We start from the raw sequence: 23,046 nt of genomic DNA on the forward strand, positions 1-23,046 counted from the left end.
AGCCAATTCGGTGCTGACTGAGCAGCCGGACGTGACACCAATGTCGGAGCGATCGATGGACCAGAAGACACCGCCACAGCCGTGGAGCCCGCACAGCGCGCACTGGGGTGTGTTTTCGGCGCGGTGGAACGGCGAGACGGTCGATGTCGCGGCCTATCCCGACGACCCGGCGCCATCACCGATCCTGGGCAATTTCACCAACGCGCTGCGCCACAAGGCGCGCATCCTCAAGCCGATGGTACGGCGGAGCTGGCTGGAGAAGACACCGGGCCACACCAGGACCCTCGACGGCGAGTTCGTCGAACTCAGCTGGACCGCGGTGCTCGATCTGCTCGCCGACGAATTGTCGCAGGTCCACAAGCAATACGGCGCAAGCGCGATCTATGGCGGCTCCTATGGCTGGGCCAGCGCCGGCCGCTTCCACCACGCCCAGAGCCAGATCCACCGTTTTCTCAATGTCGCATTCGGCGGCTATGTCCGCTCGGTCAACAGCTACAGCGCCGGCGCCTCCGCGGTGATCCTGCCGCACATCCTGGGGCAGTTCGAAAATATCTCGCGGCGCAACGTCACCTGGGACCAGATCTCCACCTATACCGACACCGTGCTGGCCTTCGGCGGCATGGCGCTGAAGAACTCGATGGTCGCCAGCGGCGGCATCAGCCGGCATATCGAGCGCGACGCCATGCAGAAGGCGGCGCAGCGCGGCACCACATTCCACAGCATCAGTCCGCTGCGCGATGATCTGCCTGACGAGGCCGCCGCGCGCTGGTGGCCGATCAAGGCCGGCACTGACGTCGCCTTCATGCTTGCGCTGGCGCACACGCTGATTGTCGAGAAACTCTGCGACCGCGCTTTCCTCGATCGCTACTGCACCGGCTTCGACCTGTTCGAACGCTATGTGCTCGGCCGCGATGATGGGCAACCGAAGGATGCGAGCTGGGCGTCGCCGATCACCGGCTTTACCGCGTCACACATTGTCGATCTCGCGCGCGAGGCGGCGCGCGGCCGCACCCTGGTCACGGTGTCGCATTCGCTGCAACGCGCGCAGTATGGCGAGCAGCCGGTGTGGATGGGTGCGGTGCTGGCGGCGATGCTGGGACAGATCGGGCTGCCCGGCGGCGGCTACAATTATGCGCTGGGCGCACTCGGCCACACCGGCCGTCGCGTCAATGCGGTGGCGATCCCGACCATGCCACAAGGCAAGAACGGCGTGGAAGAATTCATCCCGGTCGCCCGCGTCAGCGACATGCTGCTCAATCCGGGACAGCCGTTCGACTACAACGGTCGGGCCATGCATTATCCGGACATCCAGCTGGTGTACTGGGCCGGCGGCAATCCATTCCACCATCATCAGGACATCAACCGGCTGCGCGAGGCCTTCAACAAGCCGCGCACCATCGTTGTGCACGAGACCGCCTGGACGCCGATGGCCCGCTTCGCCGACATCGTGCTGCCAGCGACCATGACACTGGAGCGTGACGACATCGGCGCCGCCGCCACCGATCCGGTGCTGGTGGCGATGCGCAAGCTCGCGCCGCCGGTCGGAGAGGCCCGCGACGATTTCGACATCTTCGCGGACCTCGCGCGCCGGCTCGGGGTCGAGCAGGCGTTCACCGAGGGGCGCAACAGCCAGCAGTGGCTCGCACATCTCTACGACACCACACGCCGCGCACTCGACGCCAAGGGACTCGACGCACCGGACTTCGAGGAGTTCTGGCAGCGCGGTGAACTGGCGCTGCCGTCCGAGCCGGACGATGGCGGCTTCCTGCGCGCGTTCCGTGACGACCCCGAAACCAACAGTCTACCGACTCCCAGCGGCCGGATCGAGATCTTCTCCAAAACCATCGCGGACTTCGATTATGACGATTGCCCCGGGCATCCGACCTGGATGCCCTCGACCGAGCCGGCAACACCGGATCATCCACTCACCCTGATCGCCAACCAGCCGGCAACGCGGCTGCACAGCCAGCTTGATTTCGGCGGTTACAGCCAGTCGCAGAAGGTCGCGGACCGCGAGGTGGTGCGGCTCAATCCCGTGGATGCCAAACAACGCGGCATCGTCAGTGGCGACATCGTTCGCCTGTTCAATGACCGTGGCGCGTGCCTTGCCGCGGCGGCGGTCTCCGACCGTGTGATGGAAGGCGTGATCCATCTGCCGACCGGGGCCTGGTATGATCCGGATCCCGCCGCCAACGACACGCCGATGTGCGTTCACGGCAATCCGAACGTCCTGACCCGCGACATCGGCACATCGAAACTGGCCCAGGGATGCTGCGGCCAGGTCACGGTGGTCGAGTGCGAGAAATACAGTGGACCACTGCCCATGGTGCGCGCGTTCGATCCACCGGAGCCGGTGGCGCGGCTTGAAGCTGCCGAGCTGGAACGAATCTCATGACGGCCAACACGCTGGCTTGAGATAATGAAACGACCTGCAACGACAATCACATCAAGAAACCTGCATCAGGGATCATCATGGGCCCGCTCGACGGTTTACGCATTCTCGATCTCACCTCGGTGCTGATGGGGCCCTACGCCACCTCGATCCTCGGCGACATGGGCGCCGATGTGATCAAGCTGGAGAGCCCGCAAGGCGACATGACCCGCGCGGTGGGACCAAGCCGCGGCGGAACCATGGGCGGCATGTTCATGCATGCCAACCGCAGCAAGCGCAGCATCGTGGTCGATCTGAAAACTGCGGCCGGACTCGACGTGGCGCTGCGGCTGGCGGAAAAATCCGACATCCTGATCTACAATGTCCGCCCGCAGGCGATGGTCCGGCTCGGCCTCGGTTATGACGACGTCGCCGCCGTCAATTCCGGCATCATCTATGTCGGCGCCTTCGGCTTCGGCCAGGACGGCCCCTATGCCGCACGGCCCGCCTATGACGATCTGATCCAGGGCATTTCCACGGTGCCGCATCTGCTGGCGGAAACCGGCGATGGCACACCACGGTATGTCTCGGTGAACATCGCCGATCGCATCGTCGGGCTGCATGTGGTCAACGCCGTGCTCGCCGCTGTGCGCCACCGCGACAAGACCGGGCGCGGCCAGAAGATCGACGTGCCGATGTTCGAGACCATGGCGAGCTTCGTGCTGGGCGATCATCTCGGCGGTCTCAGCTTCCGGCCGCCGCTCGACCAGGGCGGCTATGCGCGCCTGATGGCGAAAAACCGCAAACCCTACCGCACTGCCGACGGCCATCTCTGCGTGCTGCTCTACACCGACAAGCACTGGCGCGATTTCCTGACCATGAGCGGCCACGCCGCGAAGCTCGACGACCCGCGCTTCGCCAGCCATCCGGACCGCCTCGCCCATATCGATGCGATCTACCAGGAGGTGGCCGAGATCATGCGCGAGCGCACCTCGGCCGAATGGGAAGGGATGCTGCTCGCCTGCGACATCCCGCATACGCCGGCGCACACGCTGACCTCGATCATGGACGACCCGCATTTGAACGCGGTCGGCTTCTTCCAGCCGGTCGAGCATTCCTCGGAGGGCCCGGTGCTGTCGATGCGGGTGGCCTCGACCTGGAGCGACAGCCAGCCACAGCCGCAGCGGCTGGCGCCGCTGCTTGGCGAGCATACAAGGGAGATCCTGACAGAGATCGGCTGCGACGAGGCGGAGACGGAACGCCTTGTTGCCAGCGGCGCCGTGGCTCAATTGCCGCCAAAGGATTGAGGTCGAGCCGGAACGTCGGCCCGACGTCGCGATTGCGGCCATCGCCCGGACTGTGGCAAGACCAGTGCGACAGACGAGCCGAACATGACACGTTGCGACTATCGAACCGCCTTGGACACCGCCGGGGTCATGACCGCGCTTGCCGCGTATCGACCCGAGATCGCCGGCACGCCCCCGCTTGGTCTTGACCTGCCGGACAGCGACATCGACGTGCTGTGCGAGGTGACGCCTGCAGCGCGTGAGGCATTCCTCATCACGCTGTGGACCACATGGTCGTACGCGGCCGGCTTCCGGGTGCATCAATGGCGTGACAATGAGCGGCCGATCATTGCCGGATTCGATGCGTCGGGATGGAGCTTCGAGATTTTTGCCCATCCCTTGCCGGTGGCACAACAGGTCGCGATGCGTCATTTCAATATCGAACAGCGACTGCTGCGGCTGGGAGGACCGGCGCTTCATGCGCGCGTTTTGGCGGCGCGCCGCAACGGGCTGAAGACCGAGCCGGCCTTTGCGGCGGTGCTCGGCCTGGCTGGCGATCCCTTTGCAGCCTTGCTTGCACTTGAACGGGAAACCAATGCCGGCCTTGAGGCGCTGCTGTTGCGCATCTGACGGCGGAGATCCGGCACGAAGAACTGGCGCAGGGACGCGCGGATCGCGCCCGCGCAGCCCGGCGTCGGATGGTCACGCGCATCGTGTACGCGCTCACTTCGATGTGAGGTGGTGGATCGCATTCTCGAGGGCGAAACTCGCGTTTTGAACACCGTGCCGCTGGCGCTGGCCACCACCAACCGCATCGCCGAGGTCGCGGGTGTCGGCATCGGCTCGCTGTATCAGTATTTCGACAGCAGCAGGCGATAGCCACAGCCCTGCTCCACAGGCATCTGGAGGAAACCGTTGCGCTGCTGCAGGCCGCACGCATCGCCTCGCGGGGCAGGCGGTGCCCGCAACTTCTCACACCTGAATATCGTAGGATATGTCGATGTCGCAGGCTGCGCGACCACCACGCATTCCGACATTCGCCAGCGGCACCTCCTTCAGCACGATCTTGATATCATGCGCCGAAATGCCGAACGGCTCCAGATGCCGCACCATCGCCCTGTAAAGCATCCGCTTGGTGTCGATCGAGCGCCCGACGAACTGAGTGATCTCGATATGAGTAAAGCGATCGCTGGCTTGCGCCGGAATTAGAAAATCGACGGACGCGTGCTCGATCAGACGAACCACCTTGTCCTCAGGATCGCTTTTCAGCGCCTCGATCACCGCATCATGAATGGCCAGCAAGAAGGATCGCTTGCGGGCACCGAGCCAGGATCCGCGCACCTCGACAAGAATGTCCGGCATGGCGCCGCCTCCATTTGCAAGATAGAGGAAGGCTAGGCGCGTCCTTCACGGAGACAATTCGGATCTCACGAATCATGGATTCGCGTGGACCGAAGCTACCTATCAACCCCCACATCCACGCAAAAAAAGCGCGGCACAGTGGTGGGCGCGCTCGGCGATGGCTTCGTGCGACGGCGCCGGCTGATGGCCGAACAGTGCGGCACGCTGCGGCTCGAACACCATCATGCCGAGCAGCATGCCGGCAGCTTCGTCGACATCGTCGAGCACGATGGCGCCATTGTCGCGCCGCACGCGCAGCCAGTCGGCAAACGCCGCCACCGTCCGCCGCATCGCCTTCTGGTAGAAGGTCGCGCTGATCTCGGGAAAGCGGTCGCTTTCAGCGATCATCATGCGGTTGAGCGAGATCACTTCCTCGTCGAGCACGAGTTCGGCGCAGGTCAGCAGTGCGGTCCGCAGCGCCACCTCGATGTCTTCATGCTCCGCTGCGCGCAGATTCACCGCCGACAAAAACCGGTCCATCCGGTCCGACACGGTGCCTTCGAACAGCGCCGACTTGTTCGGCACGAGACGGTACAGCGTCTTGGTCGACACGCCGGCACTGCGCGCCACCATCTCCATGCTGGTCGCGGCAAAACCGCCGACCGCGAACAGATGGCGCGCGGCTTCATAAATGATGATGCGCGTTTCCTCGTCCGGCCGCGCCTGCGGCCGGCCGCGAAAGCGGCGCTCGTCAGTCTCCGCGCTGCCGTCCTGTGTTGCCTTCATGTCAATCATCCTCGCATTTATGTGATTGCATGATGGTCATAATCCTATTGACAGTCCGATGATCGTCTCTATTTTGATTTTGGAAAATATCAAGTTTCCTAATTCAGATCAAGCCCGTCGCGTGACAAATTTATCGTTATTTTACAGCTAGATAGGCTTTGAGGAGCGCCGCCATGACCCGCCATTCCCCGTCTTTCGAGGTCGACCGCACGCTGCCGCCGGATGCGGCGGAGGATCTGCTGCAGCAGCCCGCGTCCGATCCGATCTCATCTCCTGTGGCTGAGACTGCCCATAACAAAAGCAACGTCTCCCCCACCGCAGCCCCGGCGCCACGCACCAACCGTCTTCGCCGCGTGCTGTTGGCCGGTGTGGCGGTCGCTGTGCTGGCCGGCGCATCCTGGTACGGCTTCGACTATTGGACATTCGGCCGCTTTCAGGTCTCGACCGACGACGCCTATGTGAAGGCCGACAACACCACCATTGCACCGAAAGTCTCCGGCTATTTGCGCGAGGTGCTGGTCGGCGACAACGAGCGCGTCGCCGCGGGCCAGACGCTGGCGCGGATCGACGAACGCGATTTCAAGGTCGCGCTGGATCAGGCCAAGGCCGACGTGGAGGCCGCCCAGGCCGCCATCGTCAGCAAGCAGGCGCAGCTCGACGCGCAACAGGCCGTGATCGACGCGGCACGCGCCACCATCGATGTCGACAAGGCCAACGTCACTTTCGCCGACCAGGAAAACCGGCGCTACTCGGACCTGGCCAAGACCGGCTTCGGCAGCGTGCAAAACGCGCAGCAGGCCGCCTCGCGCATCGCCGGTGCCAACGCCACCCTGCAGCGCGACACCGCCAATCTTGCCTCCGCCCTGAAGCAGGTCGATCTGCTCAGGGCCGATATCAGCCAGGCCAAGGCAGCGCTCGCCAAGACACAGGCAACGCAGGAGCAGGCCGAACTCAATCTCAGCTACACCACCATTGTCGCCCCGATCGACGGGGTGGTCGGCAACCGCACACTGCGTGTCGGCCAGTATGTCACGGCCGGCACCCAGCTGATGTCACTGGTGCCCGCTGACGGCGCCTACATCATCGCCAATTACAAGGAAACCCAGCTCACCGACGTCAAGAAGGGCCAGCTCGTGGCGATCGACGTCGACATGTTCCCGGGACAGACCGTGCATGGCCGCGTCGACAGCATCGCGCCGGCCAGCGGCCAGGAATTCGCGCTGCTGCCGCCTGATAACGCCACCGGCAACTTCACCAAGGTGGTGCAGCGCATTCCGGTGAAGATCGTTCTCAACCACGACAATCCGCTGATCGCGTTGCGCCCCGGCATGTCGGTGATCCCGACCATCAACACCCTGACGCCGGCCCCCATCGCGGCCGCAACGCCAAAGACCCCTTCGAACGTGTCCAGCAAGGTTTCCGAAGGCAAGATTTCGGAAGGATCATGCCATGTCAAATCCCGCCCCGTCCGCCTCGATCGCGCAGCCGATCTCTGGCAGAACATCTGAACGTAGCGTCGCGGTCGACCCCAACCGCGCCAGCACCACCACCTGGATCGCCGTCCTCGCCGCCATGATCGGCGCCTTCATGGCGATCCTGAACATCCAGATCACCAATGCATCGCTGCTGAATATCGAGGGCGGCATCGGGACAGGCGTCGATAACGGTTCCTGGATCTCGACCTCCTATTTGATCGGCGAGATCGTGGTGATCCCGATGACCGACTTCCTCAGCCGGGTGTTTTCGTTCCGCCGCTACATGCTGGCCAGCGCCGCGCTGTTCGCTGTGTTTTCGGTGGCCTGCGCCTTCACCCACGATCTGGGCTCCATGATCGCGATGCGCGGGCTGCAGGGCTTTGCCGGCGGCGTGCTGATCCCGATGGCCTTCACCCTGGTGCTGACCAAGCTGCCGAAGTCGCAGCAGCCGATTGGCCTTGCGGTCTTCGCCCTCTCGGTCACCTTCGCTCCCGCAATCGGCCCGACCATCGGCGGCTATCTCACCGAGAATTACGGCTGGCAGACCATCTTCTTCGTCAACGTGCTGCCGACCATCGTGATGCTGATCGCGCTGTTTTTCACCCTCGAACGCCAACCCATGCAGTTGGGACTGCTCAAGGAGGGCGACTGGGCCGGCATAGTCACCATGGCCGTCGGGCTCTCCGCACTGCAGACCGTGCTGGAGGAAGGCAACAAGGACGACTGGTTCGGTTCGCCCTTCATCGTCAAGCTGGCGATCGTGGCCGTCATCAGCCTGTCGCTGTTCATCTGGATCGAGCTGACGGTGAAGAAGCCGCTGATCCGGCTGCGGCTGCTGACGCAACGCAACTTCGGCTTCGGCACGATTGCATTGACCCTGGTCGGCTTCGCGCTGTTCGGTTCGGTCTATATCCTGCCGGCCTATCTCGGACAGGTGCAACGTTACAACGCCGAGCAGATCGGCACAGTGATGGCATGGACCGGACTGCCGCAGTTGATCCTGATCCCGCTAATCCCAATGCTGATGCAGCGATTTGATACCCGCGCGATCGCCTTCATCGGCCTGATGATCTTCGCCTACAGCTGCTTCATGAACACCGCGATGTCGCTCGACTATGCCGGCGACCAGCTCTGGATCCCGAACATCGTCCGCGCCGTCGGACAGGCCATGGTTCTCACCCCGCTGACCTCGGTGTCTACCGGCGGTATCGCCCCGCAGGACGCCGCCGCGGCCTCGGGCATCAGCAACATGCTGCGCAATCTCGGCGGTGCGATCGGCACGGCGATGCTCGCCACCGTGATCACCAAGCGCGAGCAATATCATTCCAACATCATCGGCCAGTCGGTGACACTGGGACGCGAGGAGGTCCGTTCCCGCCTCGCCCAGATGCAGAACTACTTCATGGCGCATGGCGTATCGGATCCAGCCGCCGCTCATCAGCAAGCCGTCATCGCGCTGGGACAGACCGTCAAACGCCAGGCACTGGTGATGGGTTTCAGCGACACTTTTGCGGTGATCGGCCTGGTGCTGGTGCTCGCCGGAATAGCGATCCTGTTCACGCGAAAGGTACGGAGCGCGGGTGGTGCCGGAGCACACTGAAATTTGAAAGGATTCTAGCCCGCTGCAGGTAGCGCCTGACACATTGCTTCGGCATAACGACGCCAACTCTCGGGACGCTCGTCGTCTCGGAGTTCCACTCTCTCCGAAAGATGCCCCCCTCCGGAGAGCTGGTTGGCGTCGCAATCCGGGTCCGCCTGGATTGCACGGGCTTGCCGTTCCCGAACCGAAAACCTCCCGGTTCGCGGCGCGGCAAGCCCGGCCAAGATCTCACGCAAGACCGAAACGGTTCCGCCACTCTCAAATGTCCTATCTTTTGCCGACGTGAAAACGGCAATGGCCGGGATTGAGCCCAGCCATCACGCAGATCAGTTGATCCAGACGAAGTCTCTCATCCCGACTTCAGGAGGTTGGCGTCCACTGGCAGCCGGCGCAGCCGCTTGCCGGTAGCTGCAAAGATGGCGTTGGCAAGTGCCGGCATGATCGCGGAGGTGCCGGGTTCGCCCATGCCGCCGGGATCCTCGGTGTTCCTGACGATATGCACCTCGATCGCCGGGGCCTCGTTGATCCGCACCACCTGATAGTCGTCGAAATTGCTCTGCTGGACCCGGCCGTTCTTCAGGGTGATCTCGCCGTACAATGCCGCCGAAATTCCGAAGATCACCGCGCCCTGCACCTGCGCCTCAATGGTGTTCGGATTGATCGCACTACCGCAATCGACCGCACAGACCACCCGCCTCACCCGAACGCTGCCGTCCTTGGCGACCTCAACCTCGGCAACCTGCGCCATGTAGCTGCCGAACACATGCTGCAGCGAAACACCACGGCCGACACCGTTCGGCAGCGTCCCGCCCCAGCCGGCCTTGGCCGCGGCGAGATCCAGCACAGCCTTGGCGCGCGGCTCCTTGTCGAGCAGCGCGCGGCGATAGTCGACCGGATCGCGCTTGGCGGCCGCCGCCAGTTCGTCAATGAAACTCTCGACCACGAACACGCTGTGGGACGGACCAACACTGCGCCAGAAGGCCGTCGGGATTCCCGGCGGCTCCTTGCGGACATATTCGACATGGAAGTTCGGCAGCCCATAGACGAGGTGGACGGCGCCATCGATGGTCTCCGGATCGATGCCATCCTTGAACAAGGGCGGCAGCCACCGCGCCAGGATCGACGATCCGGCAAACCGGTGCCGCCAGGCCACCGGCAATCCCTTCTCATCAAGCCCTGCCATGAACGTATCCGAGAAGAACGGCCGGTACATGTCGTGCTGGATATCTTCTTCGCGGGTCCAGATCACTTTCACCGGTCCATCGACCTGCTTGGCGATCTGCACCGCGCGGGTCACGCCGTCGATCTCCAGCCGGCGGCCGAAACCACCGCCGATCAGGTAATTGTGCACCGTGACTTTTTCCAATGGTAAACCGGTGACCTCGGCCGCGGTCGCCTGGGCTCGCCCCAGGATCTGGTTGCCGACCCACACCTCACAGCTGTCCTTGCGGACATGCACCGTGCAGTTCATCGGCTCGAGCGCCGCGTGCGCGAGAAACGGCACGTGATATTGCGCCGAGACTTTGGTCACGGCGGTTGCCACGGCGCCGTCGACGTCGCCGCGGGTTTCCGCCACCGCACCCGGACTGTCCAGTGCCGCTGCATAGTCCCGAGCGATATCGTCAGTGTTCAGCGCCGCGTGCGGGCCATCGTCCCATTCGATCACCAGCGCGGCGAGGCCTTTCTTGGCCGCGCCCATATGGTCGGCGACAACAGCCACCGCATCGTCCAGCCGCACGATCTGGCGCACACCACGCACCGCTTTGGCCTTGCTGTCGTCGAGGCTTTTCAGCTTGCCGCCGAACACCGGCGATTGCGCCAGGGTCGCGATCTTCACACCGGCCGGGCGCGCGTCGATGCCGAACATCGCGCTGCCGTTGACCTTCGCCGGGGTGTCGAGCCGCTTGGCCGGCGTGCCGATCAGCTTGAAGTCTTCCGGCCGTTTCAAGACGACCTTGTCGGGCACCGGCAATACCGCGGCGGCTTCTGCCAGCTTGCCATAACCGAGCTTGCGGCCGCTGGCCGCGTGAACAACCACACCATTTTCGGCCCGGCATGATGCGGGGTCGACAGCCCAGCGCTGCGCGGCGGCGGCAATCAACATGGTTCGTGCGGCTGCGCCGGCTTGGCGCATCGGCACCCAGACCGCGCGAATCGTGGTGGAGCCGCCGGTGACTTGCAGGCCGCCGAGCGCCGGATTGCCGTAACGCTTGGCGTCCGGCGGCGCATGTTCGAGCGTGATCTGGCCGAGATCCACTTCAAGCTCTTCCGCAATCAGCATCGGAATCGACGTGTAAGTGCCCTGCCCCATTTCGACATACGGCATGGTCAGGACAATCCGGCCGCTTGGCGGGATTCGGATAAAGGCGTTGGGAACAAAATCGGTGGCGGGCGTTGCCGCGGTCGCCGCCAGCGCCGGCATGCCAATGCTGAGCAACAGGCCGCCGCCACTGGCGACGCCGGCTTTCAGCAGAGCTCGTCGCGACAGGCCCGGGTCTGTGCCATTATCCAGGGCGAGCGCCGCTTTCAATCGGTCGATGATCATCCGCGTGCTCCCGGTTTAGCCGGCGAGGCAGCCGCATGCTTGATCGCGTCACGAATGCGCACATAGGTGCCGCAGCGACAGATATTGCCGGCCATCGCATCGTCGATGTCGGCATCGGTGGGCTTTGGGTTGCTTGCCAGCAATGCGGAGGCCGACATGATCTGGCCGGACTGGCAGTAGCCGCATTGCACGACCTCGCGCTCCAGCCAGGCCTGCTGGATTTTCTGCCCCGCCGGCGTCTGACCGATCGCTTCGATGGTGGTCACCGCGGATTTTCCGAGGCTGTCGATGGTGGTAATACAGGATCGTGTAGCAACGCCGTCGACCTGCACGGTGCATGCGCCACATTGGGCGATGCCGCAGCCGAACTTGGTTCCGGTCATGCCCAGCACGTCGCGCAACACCCACAACAATGGCGTGTCGCCATCCACATCGACGGCCTGTTGCCGCCCATTGATCAATACGGTGAAAGCCAAGGCCATCTCCTGTGACAATCGCGCGAACAACCGCGCCGAACATGGCGGGAGGCTAGGAGCGCGCTGCATTGCGACAAAGGTCATAAACCCATCGTTTTGGGACATGCGGCGGCGACATCGAGATGGCACGGCCGATCGGCCGCCAAACCGATCAAATCGTCGTCTGACGCGATCGCTCGCGCAAAGTTGAAGGCAAGCCGTAACAACGGCGCGGTACATCAATCGAACGTCGCATCGCGCGTCGAACGGAGCGGACACAAATGATCAAGCGAGCCCACATCATCATGGCCGCCCTGCTGGCACTGGTCGTCCCGACGGCAATCATCCCCGCCCGCGCTGCCGGCGTCGACCGGCTGTACATTCTCAATTGTGGCGAAGGCACCGCCGGCGATATCTCGATGTGGTCGCCCGGCGTCAACGAAGGCAAGTCGATGCCGTTCGTCGACAATTGTTACCTGATCAAGCATGGCGCGGACTGGTTCATCTGGGATACGGGTCTGGCCGACAGCATCGCGGACCTGCCGGATGGGCAAAAGCCTGCCGATCCGCGCTTTCTGACCTGGCGCCGTCCGAAAACGCTGGCCTCTCAGCTGACGCAGCTTGGCCTTAGCCCCGCAGACATCAAAAGCATGGCGGTGTCCCACACCCATCCCGACCATGTCGGCAATATCGAGATGTTCCCCAATGCTATGCTCTTTGTGCAGAAAGCCGAATACGACTGGCCGGGCGCCAACAACGCGCCACGATTTGTACCGAGCCACCCGGTCACCAAGCTGGACGGCGACCACGATGTGTTCGGCGACGGCAGCGTCACCATTCTCTCGACTCCGGGCCACACGCCCGGTCACCAGTCTCTGCTGGTGAAACTGCAGCACACCGGCGCGATCGTGCTGTCAGGCGACGCGGTTCATTTCAAGGGCAACTGGGACAACCGCGGTGTGCCGGCCAATAATTTCAGCAAGGAAAAGACCCTGGCCTCGATGCAGCGCATCTCCGATGTTCTCACCGAGGAGAAGGCGCAGCTGTGGATCAACCACGACAAGGCACAGCGCGACACTCTGAAGATGTCACCGGAGTTCTACGACTAGGCTCTCGCGCCCTATCCGACCAGAAAGAAGTCCGCCATCAGCGTGATCGAACTCTCAAACATGCCAACGCCGGTGAGGGTGCTGCACCCCTTCGCGCGCGCAATCTGAAGCAGCGGTGTGATCTCCGGAACGGTGATCACGTCGCCGACGAAGCAGGTTTTCTCAATTCGGTCGGCCTCGATCGGCAGCGGATCGTCGGGCCGCATGCCACGCGGCGTGGCATTGATCGCAAGATCAAACCCGATCGGGTTCGCCGCCCCCGTGGACACCTTCCCGGCGTGAGCGTTTGCCAGCCGCGCAATCAAGGCATCGCGCTTGGCCAAATCAGCGTCGTGGACCGCGAGCTCCGTCACGCCGCTGTCCAGCAAGGACAAGGCGATGGCGCTGCCGGCACCGCCGGCGCCAACCAGCAGGGCCCGGCGCCCCCAGACGTCGCACCCCGCGGCCGCGAGGCCGCGCACATAACCGAGCCCGTCCAGCATATCGCCGTGCCAGCCGCCGTCGCCGTTTCTGCGCACGACATTGGCGACACCGAGAAATTTCGCACGCGGCGACAGCGTGGTGCATGACGCGCAAGCGGCGAATTTATGCGGAATGGTGGCAATGAAGCCGTCGACATTTTGAACAGCACCGAGCGAAACCACCACGCTGTCGAAATGATCAGGCGTCACATGAAACGGCACGACCATCGTGCTGCGCCCGCGCCGTGCGAATTCAGCCGTCAGGCCGGCCGGTGCTTTGACCTGGGCGATCGGGTCACCAAAAATCGGAATCAGGCGTGTCGCGCCATCGAGTTGAATCGGCATCAGGATCATCCATTGTCTGGCTGATGAAGCACACTGAGCGTCGCGGCGCGAGCGAGATGAGCCTGCTCCGCAAACGACAGCCCGGCACGGCGGCCGTCGGGCGCTTCGATGCCGACGGGAACATCCGGGAATGCAGCGAGAAGCGCGGCGAGCGGCAATTGGCCCTCGCCCGGATAAAGCCGCTCTCCGCGCGCCTCGCGCCTGATAGCAGCGACATCCGGCGGCAGCGCAGCCGGCGCGTCACACAGATGCAGATAGTGAACCAGTCCCGCCGGCAAGTGCGCCAGATCCGCGGGCGAACCACCGGAGCGGCTGAGATGCAGCGCATCGACCAGCAGGCCGGCACCCGCCTGCCCCGACGCGCGCACGATATCTGTCGCGTCCGCGATGGTTTTGACTTCGCTGTAGGGAATGAATTCGAGAGAGGTCTTGAGGCCGTGCGCGGCAGCAAGCTCGGTCAGCCGCGCGTGATTGTCGATCAGGCGCGATCGCTCCGGATCGTTGCCGACCACCACCACATAGGTCGCCCCGAGTTCGGCGCCGAAAGCGAATGCCGGCGCGATCGCAGCGACACCCGTCTCCGCGGTCAGCCAGAACGCCTCGATATCCAGCACCTTGAGACCCGTCTCAGTCAGCCGCTGCTTGATCTGGCGCTGATAGGGCACGTCCCCGATCACCGGCCGCATCCGCGCATCCGGCGTCGGCGGCACGATTCGCATCCCGATATGGCTGAACTGCGCGGCTGACGCGGCATCGATCAGGGCGATCGGATCGGCCACCATCAGCGTCAGATGTGCGAGAGACAGACGTCGCAATAAAAAACTCCGGCAATCCCTGGTGACAACGCCGGACCATCCCGATGCAGGACATCAAGGTCAAGGCGGTTCATCCGACGAAACCAGCCGGGAAACTGCTGATACAGCGCGGGCCGCTCACCCCGGCGACACCGGATCATTTGGTTAACGTTTTGTTGCTAGGATCCACCCGTCGCGGATTGGTTTCGCGTACCGCGAACATATGAGGTGTGCCATGCACACGATTACCACCACTGATCCGACCGTCGCGCGCCGCTGCCGCTTTGCGCTCTACAAGGCAGGAAAGGCGACACTAGCCATTGATGGCTCATCCGTCACCGGGCAGGTGCGGTCTGTCAAAGAAGACGGCGCCAGTATTCCGAAGCGATGGGTGATTACGTTGATCGCCAAATCCCACGACTGAAGTCCGGCATCGCGCTTGCGCAGCTGCCCAAGAGCTGGTCAGGGATTCGTACGCGGACTTTAAGTCCGCGTCACAACCTGCAACGCCCTGAAAGTCAGGCGTTTGGGATCGCGGATTCCGGACAGATAAAGCTTCATGATGAAATCGGACGCCGTCTTGCGGTCGCAACCAGTCAGCGACACCACGGCGTCGACGGCAATTTTCTGGGCGTCCATTAGGCTTCCTCAGGGGTCGCCCGGCAGGCTCACCCTACGATCGCGTGGTTAACGGATCGTAAATGGCCGACTCGGGCCCCTTCTCGCCATACGCGAAATCACCCATTGGCCCAGTGGCCTGGACGCCACCGGCCCCGGCCGCCCCAGTGTCCGCAACCAGTGTCCGGATTTGTTGTGCGAATGCCGTCAGCGAGGAAACCGCGGCCACGCTCGCCGCCACATAACGATCGGGCCGGACCAGCAGCAAGGATGCGACCGGCAGCACCGGGGCGAGCAAGTCCGCGATGTCGCGCACGGTCTCGATCTCACCCGCATCCGGCTCGCCCGATCGACCCGGCTCCGGATTTTGCCAACTCGGCAGGATGGCCACGCGCCGAAGGGGGACTCCGAAATCCAGATCGCGGCCATTATCAAGCGCACGCTCCGCATCCGGCCCGTAGGCGACCAGCGCAAAACCATCGCCGAGCACATCATCCAGCATGATCCGCCGCCTGTCGACACGCTCGACTTCCGGCTGCGGCAACATGCTGCCGACCAGCACGGCCGTCGAGGACAGCAGGAAGCCATCTTTGTAATGCGGCTTCGGCTTGTGTTTCATCTGCGCGAAATAGGCCTGCACCGCCGGCACGATGGCGGCGGCACGAAACGCGCCTTGCACCAACCAGGCCTGCAGCGGCGAAGTCGGCATCATCACCCGGCCCATATTGATCGCAAGCTGAACCAGTGCGCGGGCGTGCGGCTCGCGCTCGGCCTGATAGCTGTCGAGCAGGCCCGGCCCGAGCCGTCCCTGCACCACCTCGGCAAGTTTCCAGGCCAGATTGTGCGCATCGCGAATGCCGCTGTTCATGCCCTGCCCCGCGAATGGCGGTGACAGATGCGCGGCGTCCCCGGCGAGGAAAACGCGCGGCGTGTTCCAGCGATCGGCGATGCGCGCATGAAACGTATAGACTTGGCGACGCACGACCGGCGCATCCGCATCCGGGCCGCTGTCGGCCAGCAATATCCGCACAAACGCGGGATCGATCGCGCGTTCCTCGTCCTCATGATCGTGCAGCATGAACTCGTAACGGCGGATGCCGCCGGGTCCAGGCAACGTGATCAGCGGACGGCGCGGATTGCAGACCACTCGGGTCTGGCGCAGCCGCTCGCTGGTCGCAGCGAGATCGACGATCAGCCAGCGCTGCCGGTAGGTCGAGCCGGTGAGTATCGCACCGACATGCTTGCGGATGACGCTGCGGGCACCATCGGCGCCGACCAGATAGCGGGCGCGCAGCAGCCGGTTGCCGCCCGCCGGCCCGCGCAGTGTCAGCTCGACACTGTCGGCATGTTCCGTCACCGTCTCGCAGCTGTGCTGAAACAACGTCTGCACGGTCGGAAATCGATCGAGCCCGCGACGCAGCTTCGCCTCGAGCCTGGGCTGGGTAAAGGCACTGCGTTTGGGAAAGCCGTAGTCCCGCGCGGTCGGCTCGACCCTAGCAAAACAGATGCCGGCCGTCGTGAAATAGCGAGAGCCATAATCGAGTGCGACATCGATCATCACCTCGTCGGCCAGGCCGATCGCCTGCATGGTGCGCAGCGATTCGTCGTCGATCGAGACCGCACGCGGCTCCAACACCGTCGTTGCATTGCGCTCGATCAGCGCCACGCGAACACCCTGTTGTCCCAGAATATTCGCCGTGGTCAGCCCGGTCGGGCCGGCGCCGACGATGGCCACATCGACATCAACATCAACATCAACACTGGTATCGACCGCCGCGGTCATGAGGTGGCGCGGCGGGCGCCATCCAGCGTTACCGCAAGCTTCAGCTCTTCGGTCAACAGGCTTGCGGTCGAGACCACCAGCAGCACCAGCCGACGCTCGGCGGCATCGTCGATTGCCGCCGACTCCACGATCAGGCTGAGGCTCGCGATCAGCCCACGCTCGGGCAGCGACACCGGCGCCGCGATCCCCATCAGTCCGGCATCAACCTCGCCGCGGGTCACGCAATAGCCGCGCTTGCGCGCCGCCACAAGCTGCTCACGCAACTGTTCCGGCGTTGGATCGAACTTGCGCCGCGGCGTGTGGTCCGCCAGCAGGCGGTTGAGCTTGCGCGTCGGCAGTTGCGCCAGGATCGCCTTGGAGGTCGCGCCCTGCAGCAGCGGACGGGGACGGCCACGCTCATAACTGGTGCGAACGGTCGAATCCCGCGCCACCACGTCCGCCACACACATCACCGTGTCGCCATAGAGCCGCGCCAGCACCGCGGCGCACGGCGCCCGCGCCTGGATCGCACATTCGCGCAGCAGCGAGATGCCGATGCCCGCAAGCGGATCGGTCAATCGGATCAGCCGATCGTATTCGATGAAGGCCGGCCCCAGCCGGTAGTTCGCCTCAGTCGATGGCTCCAGAAAATTGTCCGCCACCAGTTCGCGCACGGTGCGATAGATCGTGCTGGCCGGTACGTTGAGGGATGTGGCAATCTCCTGCACCGTCCATTCGCTTTTCTGTTCGCCGAACAGGCGCAGCACATGAACGTAGCGGCTCAGTCCCGACATCTCAGGCTCCGGCTGTTTCCCTGACGACGACTGCAGCCATGCGCGCCCCCTTCATGCGCGCATGATGGCGTTGCCCCACAGATTGAGCGTGCGCTCGGCGTGGGGCCAGTGCTTGACCGGACGATCGTGGATCACTTCGAGTTCGGCCGAGATCTCGATCCAGTTGCCGTCCGGATCGGCGATGAACACAAACAGATTGTTGCCCGGGCCATGGCGGCCCGGCCCCCACATCAGCTGAATGTCCTGCGCGGCGAGGCCGTCGCACCAGTCGCGCAAGGTGTCCCACTCCCCGGCCTCATAGGAGTGATGATCGATGCCTTGCCGGTCCTGATAAAAGCAGGCGAGGTTGTGGTGCTCGTGATTGCCGCGCATGAAGCAGGTCATCACCTTGCCGTCGTCGCGCAGCACCCGATCGGACACGCCGAAGCCGAGCTTGCCGGCATAAAAATCCTCGATCGCGGGCACTTTGCGGGTCGCAAGCGTCAGGTGCTGCAATGGGGCACGCAGCCGCTTGTCGGCGGACACCGCATCCTGCTTCGCCAGACCGAAAACCACGACGTTTCCGTCCGGGTCGACCACGCTGAATGCGCCATCGGCGAACAGCGGGCTGTCAAACGCCTGCGGTGTGAGTTGATTGCTGCCCGCATACGCGCGCAGACCCGCAAGGCCATCCGCATCGCGCACAGCGAACGCCGCGTGCGCAAGATGTTTGGCCGGACCCCGGCTGATCACTAAGCGTCGTGACGGTCCCCGCACCTGCCAGACATTGTCGCCAGCGGGGATCGCCGTCATCTCCATGGCGTTGGCATAAAACGTCGCCAGCCGCTGCGGATAGGGGCTGTGCAGATGCAGGTGATGCAGATAGGCGCTCGCCTGCAGGGCGGTCATGAACATCGGCTATTCCTCCCCACGCGACAGTGATCGCATCGCCACCGTCATATCCCCACAATAGCAGCAGCAGCTTCAAAATCAAAATAATTATCAAAATATGATAATTATGTACGTAAAATGGCAAGCCATTAAGCTATTGAGCAAATTCGGCGGACATCTGAATTGGCCATGGCGAGCGGAGATCGATGATTTCAAGTCACAAATCATGTTCCTGCAGGACGTCTGGCTATCGGGCACAGACACCGTCATCTCATCGGTGACACCAGGGCTCGCACCCGGGATTTCAGTTTCCGAGGAGAATGATCATGGACTACCGCACGCTTGGCGCCTCCGGGCTCAAGGTCCCCGCCCTCAGTTTTGGCGCCGGCACCTTCGGTGGGACGGGACCCTTGTTCGGCGCCTGGGGCACAACGGACGCAGCGGAAGCCCGACGCCTGATCGACATCTGCCTCGATGCCGGCGTCACGTTGTTCGATACTGCCGACGTCTATTCCAACGGCGCCTCCGAACAGGTGCTCGGCGAAGCCATCAAGGGCCGGCGCGACCAGGTGCTGATCTCCACCAAGACCTCGCTGCCGATGGGCGACGGCCCGAACGATGCGGGCTCGTCGCGGTCGCGGCTGATCACTGCGGTCGAACAGGCACTGCGCCGCATGGGCACCGACCATATCGATCTGCTGCAGCTTCACGCCTTCGATGCCGGCACGCCGATCGAAGAGGTGCTGTCGACACTCGACACGCTGGTCCGCGCCGGCAAGCTGCGTTACGTCGGCGTGTCCAATTTCTCCGGCTGGCATCTGATGAAGTCGCTCGCGATCGCGGATCGCCATGGCTATCCGCGCTATGTGGCGCATCAGGTCTATTACTCGCTGCTCGGGCGTGATTATGAGTGGGAGCTGATGCCGCTCGGCCTCGACCAGAATGTCGGCGCGCTGGTGTGGAGCCCGCTCGGCTGGGGCCGGCTCACCGGCAAGATTCGTCGCGGCGCGCCACTGCCGGAGCAAAGCCGCCTGCACCAGACCGCGGAGTTCGGGCCGCCGATCGATGACGAGCGGCTCTATGCCATCGTCGACGTGCTTGATGCCATCGCCGCGGAGACCGGCAAGACCGTGCCGCAGATCGCCCTTAACTGGCTCCTGCAGCGCCCGACCGTATCCTCGGTGATTATCGGCGCGCGCAACGAACAGCAGTTGCGTCAAAACCTTGGTGCGGTGGGCTGGGCGCTCACGCCCGAGCAGATTGCGCGGCTGAATCAAGCAAGCGCCGTGACCGCGCCTTACCCGTATTTCCCGTATCAGCGACAGGCAGGCTTCGCGCGGCTCAATCCACCGGTGGTGTGAGGCATCGTCTCAGTAGCCCGGATGAGCGAAGCGATATCCGGGATCCGGTTGTTGATCCCGGATGTCGTTCCGCTCATCGGTGCTATGGTTCACGGGTAGCCTGTCTCTCACCTTACCGATGAAGGATCGCGTGCGGGCAAATTTGTCTGATGCGCTGCAACCAGCTCGTCCAGCCAGGTCCTTCAAAAGCGATACACACGAGCGTTCCACTCGGCGCGAGCATCGGGCACAAGTCCCTGAACAAGCGAGGCGCTTGGGCCAAAAGGTCGATGATCGGCAGATCCGGCTGAACCACCAGCTCTCGCATGCCCCAGACATCCCGGCGCTGCCTCAACTCGTTAATCATCCGCTCCACAGTCAACGCCCCGGTGATCGGTATCGCGCGATTGGGCGACCTATCCCAGAGAGCGTCATAGTTCTGCTGCCGCATGAAAACGATCTGACCCGGTTGCACCGGCGCGCGTGGCGGGGTGGCCGGACGCGGGCGTCGCGACATGGCGAATCCTCCAACTTGCGATCGGCCGCGATCGTTTCCACGGTCGCGACCTCCATCAAGTTGGTTGCGCGCATATACTTGTCAGTTCACCGATGGGCGCGCGACTCTTCGACACGTCAAGCCGATGTGTGTTCGGCCGAATTCCGATGATCTGGCAAGGCGCGAGCAAGATCGGCTTACCGATGCTCGCGAAACGCCGCGGCGATGGTGCGCAGCGCGCCGCGCGAGCGCGTATCGGTGAGGGTCGAATGCAGCACCACGGTGGATGGTGGCAGCGACGGCAGGCCCAGCCGTTCGCCGACTTCCACCGTGCCGACCGGCGCGACGCGATGCGCCAGCGCCGCAACGGCAAGACCGGCTGACGCCGCGGCCGCAACTGCGGCCGTACCACCGCCAACGAAAACTTCAGCCCAGCCGATGCCGGCGGCATCGAGCTTGCGCATCGCGATATTGCGCACGCCGCAGGACGGCGCCAGCGACGCCAGCCGCACCGGATCGCCTTGGCGGCGTTCGAAGCCGGGCGCGGCGAACCAGCCGAAACGCTCCCGCGCCAGCACCTCGCCGTCGCGGCGATCATCCTCGCGCCGCACGATCACCGCATCCAGCGTGCCGCGATCGAACGCATCGAGCAGCGCCCGCGAGGCGCCGATCTCGACCGTGATGATCAGCGATGGATCATAACCGTGCAGCCGCGCCAGCAGTGCCGGCAATTCGGGTCCGGCCACATGATCGCTGATGCCGAGGGAAAAGCCCTGCGGCTCGGACGACAGTCCGGCCACCGCACGTTCATGAGCGGCAATGAAATCCCGCGCCACATCGAGGAAAGCAGCGCCGCGCGCCGACAACCGCACCGAGCGCGGCGTGCGCTCGATCAACTTGTGGCCGAGCCGCTCTTCCAGCCGCTTCAATTTCACGCTGACCGCGGCCTGCGAGGTGTCGAGCGCTTCGGCCGCGCGGGTGAAGCTTTGCAGATCGGCCACCAGCACAAACGCCTGCACCGCATCGACATCCAGGGAGGTCATCTCAAGCATTCCATATTGTTATCTCTGATATAGAAATGGATATCATTTCAATATGGTCAAGCCCTCACTAGCTTCGCCCTCACCACCCTTGCATGCCGCCCGGCCGATCGCCGCGGCAGCCGGCTTTTGATGAGGACGACCATGACCGATCTGCCCTACGCCACCCTGCTCGAGACCTCCGATGCGCTGAAGGCACGCAAGATCTCCCCGACGGAACTGACCCGCGCCATGCTGGATCGCATCGCGCGCCTCGAGCCGCAGTTGCATTCCTACGCCACCGTCACAGCCGAGCATGCGATGGCGCAAGCAGCAATCGCCGAGGCAGAGATCAACAAGGGTATCAGTCGCGGACCGCTGCACGGCGTGCCGGTGGCGGTGAAGGACATCTGCGATACGGCAGGGATTGTCACGGCCGCGGGCATGCCTGTTCATGCCAGCCGTGTGCCGGCCCAGGACTCCACCGTGGTGAAGAGGCTGGCGGATGCCGGCGCGGTGCTGCTCGGCAAGCTGCAGCTCACCGAAGGCGCATTCGCCAAACATCATCCGACGATCACGCCGCCGCGCAATCCCTGGAATGCGGACTATCATGCGGGCGCGTCGTCCAGCGGTTCAGGCGTGGCCACGGCCGCCGGGCTCTGCTTCGGCGCACTTGGCAGCGACACCGGCGGCTCGATCCGCTTTCCAGCATCGGCCAACGGCATCACCGGCTTGAAACCAACATGGGGCCGCGTCAGCCGTCACGGCGTGTTCGCACTCGCCGGCAGTCTCGATCATATCGGCCCGATGACCCGCAGCGCCGCTGATGCCGGCGCCATGCTCGGCGCCATCGCCGGCCGCGATCCGAACGATCCGACGACACTCGGCGCGCCGGTGCCGGACTATCTCGCCGGCCTCGGCAGCAAATTGCGCGGCCTGCGGATCGGCATCGACACGACCTACAACGAGACCAACGTCGACGCCGACATCGTCGCGACCGTGCGCGATGCGCGTTTGGTGCTGGAGGAGCTCGGTGCCAGCATCAAGCATGTGACATTGCCAGATCCGGCAGCCGTGATGGCGGCGTGGGGCCCCTGCTGTTCGGTGGAAACGGCCATCGTCCATGAGACGACCTATCCCTCCCGCGCGTCGGAGTACGGGCCGCCGGACTCCGGCACCATCGCCGGCCTGATCGAGGCCGGCCGCAGCGTGACCGCACGCGAATTGATGGCGGCGCAACAGGCTCGCCTCGCGTTCAGTGGCGCGCTGGCGCTGCTGTTTGCCGACATCGACCTGCTGCTGATCCCGACCCAGCCGCTCGCCGACTTCACGGTGGCACAAGAGGCCGAGCTGTTCGCCGAGCCGGAGGGACTTGCCGCCTTCTTGCGTTACGTCACGCCGTTCGACATGTCCGGCAGCCCGACCATCACCCTGCCAGGTGGCTTCACGGGGAGAGGCCTGCTGCTGTCGTTCCAACTGGTGGGGCGGCATCTTGAAGAGGCGCTGCTGGTGCAGGCCGGCCACGCCTTTCAGCAGGCGACCGACTGGCATCGTCGCCATCCCGCGCTTTGAGCCGACG

General features: G+C 63.9%; 22 protein-coding genes. 10 read left to right on the top strand and 12 right to left on the bottom strand.

Annotation, left to right across the window (positions count from 1 at the left end):
• Positions 1-55: 55 nt before the first annotated feature.
• The 4 genes from RS897_RS00610 (at position 56) to RS897_RS00625 (ending at position 4,536) form a co-directional block, all read left to right on the top strand.
• Positions 56-2,395: a molybdopterin guanine dinucleotide-containing S/N-oxide reductase gene (locus RS897_RS00610; RefSeq protein WP_315834690.1), complete on the top strand. Its 2,340-nt coding sequence runs from the start codon at positions 56-58 to the stop codon at positions 2,393-2,395.
• Positions 2,396-2,472: 77 nt separating this feature from the next.
• A complete protein-coding gene (locus RS897_RS00615; RefSeq protein ID WP_315834691.1) occupies positions 2,473-3,678 on the top strand; it encodes a CaiB/BaiF CoA transferase family protein in 1,206 nt (401 codons plus the stop codon).
• An 84-nt stretch (positions 3,679-3,762) separates the two neighbouring features.
• Positions 3,763-4,287: a DUF4269 domain-containing protein gene (locus tag RS897_RS00620; protein WP_315834692.1), complete on the top strand. Its 525-nt coding sequence runs from the start codon at positions 3,763-3,765 to the stop codon at positions 4,285-4,287.
• A gap of 111 nt (positions 4,288-4,398) precedes the next feature.
• The gene (locus RS897_RS00625) at positions 4,399-4,536 is read left to right on the top strand and encodes a TetR family transcriptional regulator (protein ID WP_315834693.1); all 138 of its coding nucleotides are present in this window, start codon (positions 4,399-4,401) and stop codon (positions 4,534-4,536) included.
• Positions 4,537-4,629: 93 nt separating this feature from the next.
• Here the strand turns inward: RS897_RS00625 and RS897_RS00630 are convergent, their stop codons facing one another.
• Positions 4,630-5,019 carry a tautomerase family protein gene (locus tag RS897_RS00630; RefSeq protein WP_315834694.1) on the bottom strand — a complete coding sequence of 130 codons (390 nt, stop codon included), beginning with the start codon at positions 5,017-5,019 and terminating at the stop codon, positions 4,630-4,632.
• Between the two features lie 102 nt (positions 5,020-5,121).
• On the bottom strand, positions 5,122-5,784 hold the full coding sequence (locus RS897_RS00635; protein ID WP_315834695.1) for a TetR/AcrR family transcriptional regulator: 663 nt from the start codon (positions 5,782-5,784) through the stop codon (positions 5,122-5,124).
• A 173-nt stretch (positions 5,785-5,957) separates the two neighbouring features.
• On the opposite strand from RS897_RS00635, the gene RS897_RS00640 reads away from it, so the two are divergent.
• On the top strand, positions 5,958-7,292 hold the full coding sequence (locus tag RS897_RS00640; RefSeq protein ID WP_315834696.1) for an HlyD family secretion protein: 1,335 nt from the start codon (positions 5,958-5,960) through the stop codon (positions 7,290-7,292).
• On the top strand, positions 7,234-8,859 hold the full coding sequence (locus tag RS897_RS00645) for a DHA2 family efflux MFS transporter permease subunit (protein ID WP_315834697.1): 1,626 nt from the start codon (positions 7,234-7,236) through the stop codon (positions 8,857-8,859). The genes RS897_RS00640 and RS897_RS00645 overlap by 59 nt, the downstream gene beginning before the upstream one ends.
• Before the next feature lie 349 nt (positions 8,860-9,208).
• Here RS897_RS00645 and RS897_RS00650 read toward each other — a convergent pair whose 3' ends face one another.
• Positions 9,209-11,404 carry a xanthine dehydrogenase family protein molybdopterin-binding subunit gene (locus RS897_RS00650; RefSeq protein ID WP_315834698.1) on the bottom strand — a complete coding sequence of 732 codons (2,196 nt, stop codon included), beginning with the start codon at positions 11,402-11,404 and terminating at the stop codon, positions 9,209-9,211.
• A complete protein-coding gene (locus RS897_RS00655) occupies positions 11,401-11,886 on the bottom strand; it encodes a (2Fe-2S)-binding protein (protein ID WP_315838932.1) in 486 nt (161 codons plus the stop codon). Before RS897_RS00655 ends, RS897_RS00650 begins: the two co-directional genes overlap by 4 nt.
• A 278-nt stretch (positions 11,887-12,164) precedes the next feature.
• On the opposite strand from RS897_RS00655, the gene RS897_RS00660 reads away from it, so the two are divergent.
• On the top strand, positions 12,165-12,968 hold the full coding sequence (locus tag RS897_RS00660) for an N-acyl homoserine lactonase family protein (RefSeq protein WP_315838933.1): 804 nt from the start codon (positions 12,165-12,167) through the stop codon (positions 12,966-12,968).
• A gap of 11 nt (positions 12,969-12,979) precedes the next feature.
• Here RS897_RS00660 and RS897_RS00665 read toward each other — a convergent pair whose 3' ends face one another.
• Positions 12,980-13,774: a shikimate dehydrogenase family protein gene (locus RS897_RS00665; RefSeq protein WP_315834699.1), complete on the bottom strand. Its 795-nt coding sequence runs from the start codon at positions 13,772-13,774 to the stop codon at positions 12,980-12,982.
• Positions 13,775-13,779: 5 nt separating this feature from the next.
• Positions 13,780-14,589: a sugar phosphate isomerase/epimerase family protein gene (locus RS897_RS00670; RefSeq protein ID WP_315834700.1), complete on the bottom strand. Its 810-nt coding sequence runs from the start codon at positions 14,587-14,589 to the stop codon at positions 13,780-13,782.
• Between the two features lie 214 nt (positions 14,590-14,803).
• On the opposite strand from RS897_RS00670, the gene RS897_RS00675 reads away from it, so the two are divergent.
• Entirely contained in the window at positions 14,804-14,992 is a 189-nt protein-coding gene (locus tag RS897_RS00675) for a hypothetical protein (RefSeq protein ID WP_315834701.1), read from the top strand.
• A gap of 59 nt (positions 14,993-15,051) precedes the next feature.
• Here RS897_RS00675 and RS897_RS00680 read toward each other — a convergent pair whose 3' ends face one another.
• The 4 genes from RS897_RS00680 to RS897_RS00695 are packed head-to-tail and all read right to left on the bottom strand — an operon-like array spanning position 15,052 to position 18,636.
• The gene (locus RS897_RS00680; protein ID WP_315834702.1) at positions 15,052-15,207 is read right to left on the bottom strand and encodes a hypothetical protein; all 156 of its coding nucleotides are present in this window, start codon (positions 15,205-15,207) and stop codon (positions 15,052-15,054) included.
• A 34-nt stretch (positions 15,208-15,241) separates the two neighbouring features.
• A complete protein-coding gene (locus RS897_RS00685; RefSeq protein WP_315834703.1) occupies positions 15,242-16,969 on the bottom strand; it encodes a bifunctional 3-(3-hydroxy-phenyl)propionate/3-hydroxycinnamic acid hydroxylase in 1,728 nt (575 codons plus the stop codon).
• Entirely contained in the window at positions 16,966-17,742 is a 777-nt protein-coding gene (locus RS897_RS00690) for an IclR family transcriptional regulator (RefSeq protein WP_315834704.1), read from the bottom strand. The genes RS897_RS00685 and RS897_RS00690 overlap by 4 nt, the downstream gene beginning before the upstream one ends.
• Positions 17,743-17,793: 51 nt before the next feature.
• The gene (locus RS897_RS00695; RefSeq protein WP_315834705.1) at positions 17,794-18,636 is read right to left on the bottom strand and encodes a VOC family protein; all 843 of its coding nucleotides are present in this window, start codon (positions 18,634-18,636) and stop codon (positions 17,794-17,796) included.
• A 302-nt stretch (positions 18,637-18,938) separates the two neighbouring features.
• Between RS897_RS00695 and RS897_RS00700 the strand changes: the two genes are divergently transcribed.
• Positions 18,939-19,973, top strand: a complete 1,035-nt coding sequence (locus RS897_RS00700) for an aldo/keto reductase (protein WP_315834706.1) — start codon at positions 18,939-18,941, stop codon at positions 19,971-19,973.
• Between the two features lie 112 nt (positions 19,974-20,085).
• Here RS897_RS00700 and RS897_RS00705 read toward each other — a convergent pair whose 3' ends face one another.
• Positions 20,086-20,469, bottom strand: coding sequence for a hypothetical protein (locus RS897_RS00705; protein WP_315834707.1), 384 nt, complete (start codon positions 20,467-20,469; stop codon positions 20,086-20,088).
• 176 nt (positions 20,470-20,645) lie between these two features.
• Positions 20,646-21,491 carry a LysR family transcriptional regulator gene (locus RS897_RS00710; protein WP_315834708.1) on the bottom strand — a complete coding sequence of 282 codons (846 nt, stop codon included), beginning with the start codon at positions 21,489-21,491 and terminating at the stop codon, positions 20,646-20,648.
• A 141-nt stretch (positions 21,492-21,632) separates the two neighbouring features.
• On the opposite strand from RS897_RS00710, the gene RS897_RS00715 reads away from it, so the two are divergent.
• Positions 21,633-23,039, top strand: a complete 1,407-nt coding sequence (locus tag RS897_RS00715) for an amidase (RefSeq protein ID WP_315834709.1) — start codon at positions 21,633-21,635, stop codon at positions 23,037-23,039.
• Positions 23,040-23,046: the final 7 nt, after the last annotated feature.

It is taken from the genome of Bradyrhizobium prioriisuperbiae, from assembly GCF_032397745.1.
GTDB lineage: Bacteria > Pseudomonadota > Alphaproteobacteria > Rhizobiales > Xanthobacteraceae > Bradyrhizobium_A > Bradyrhizobium_A prioriisuperbiae.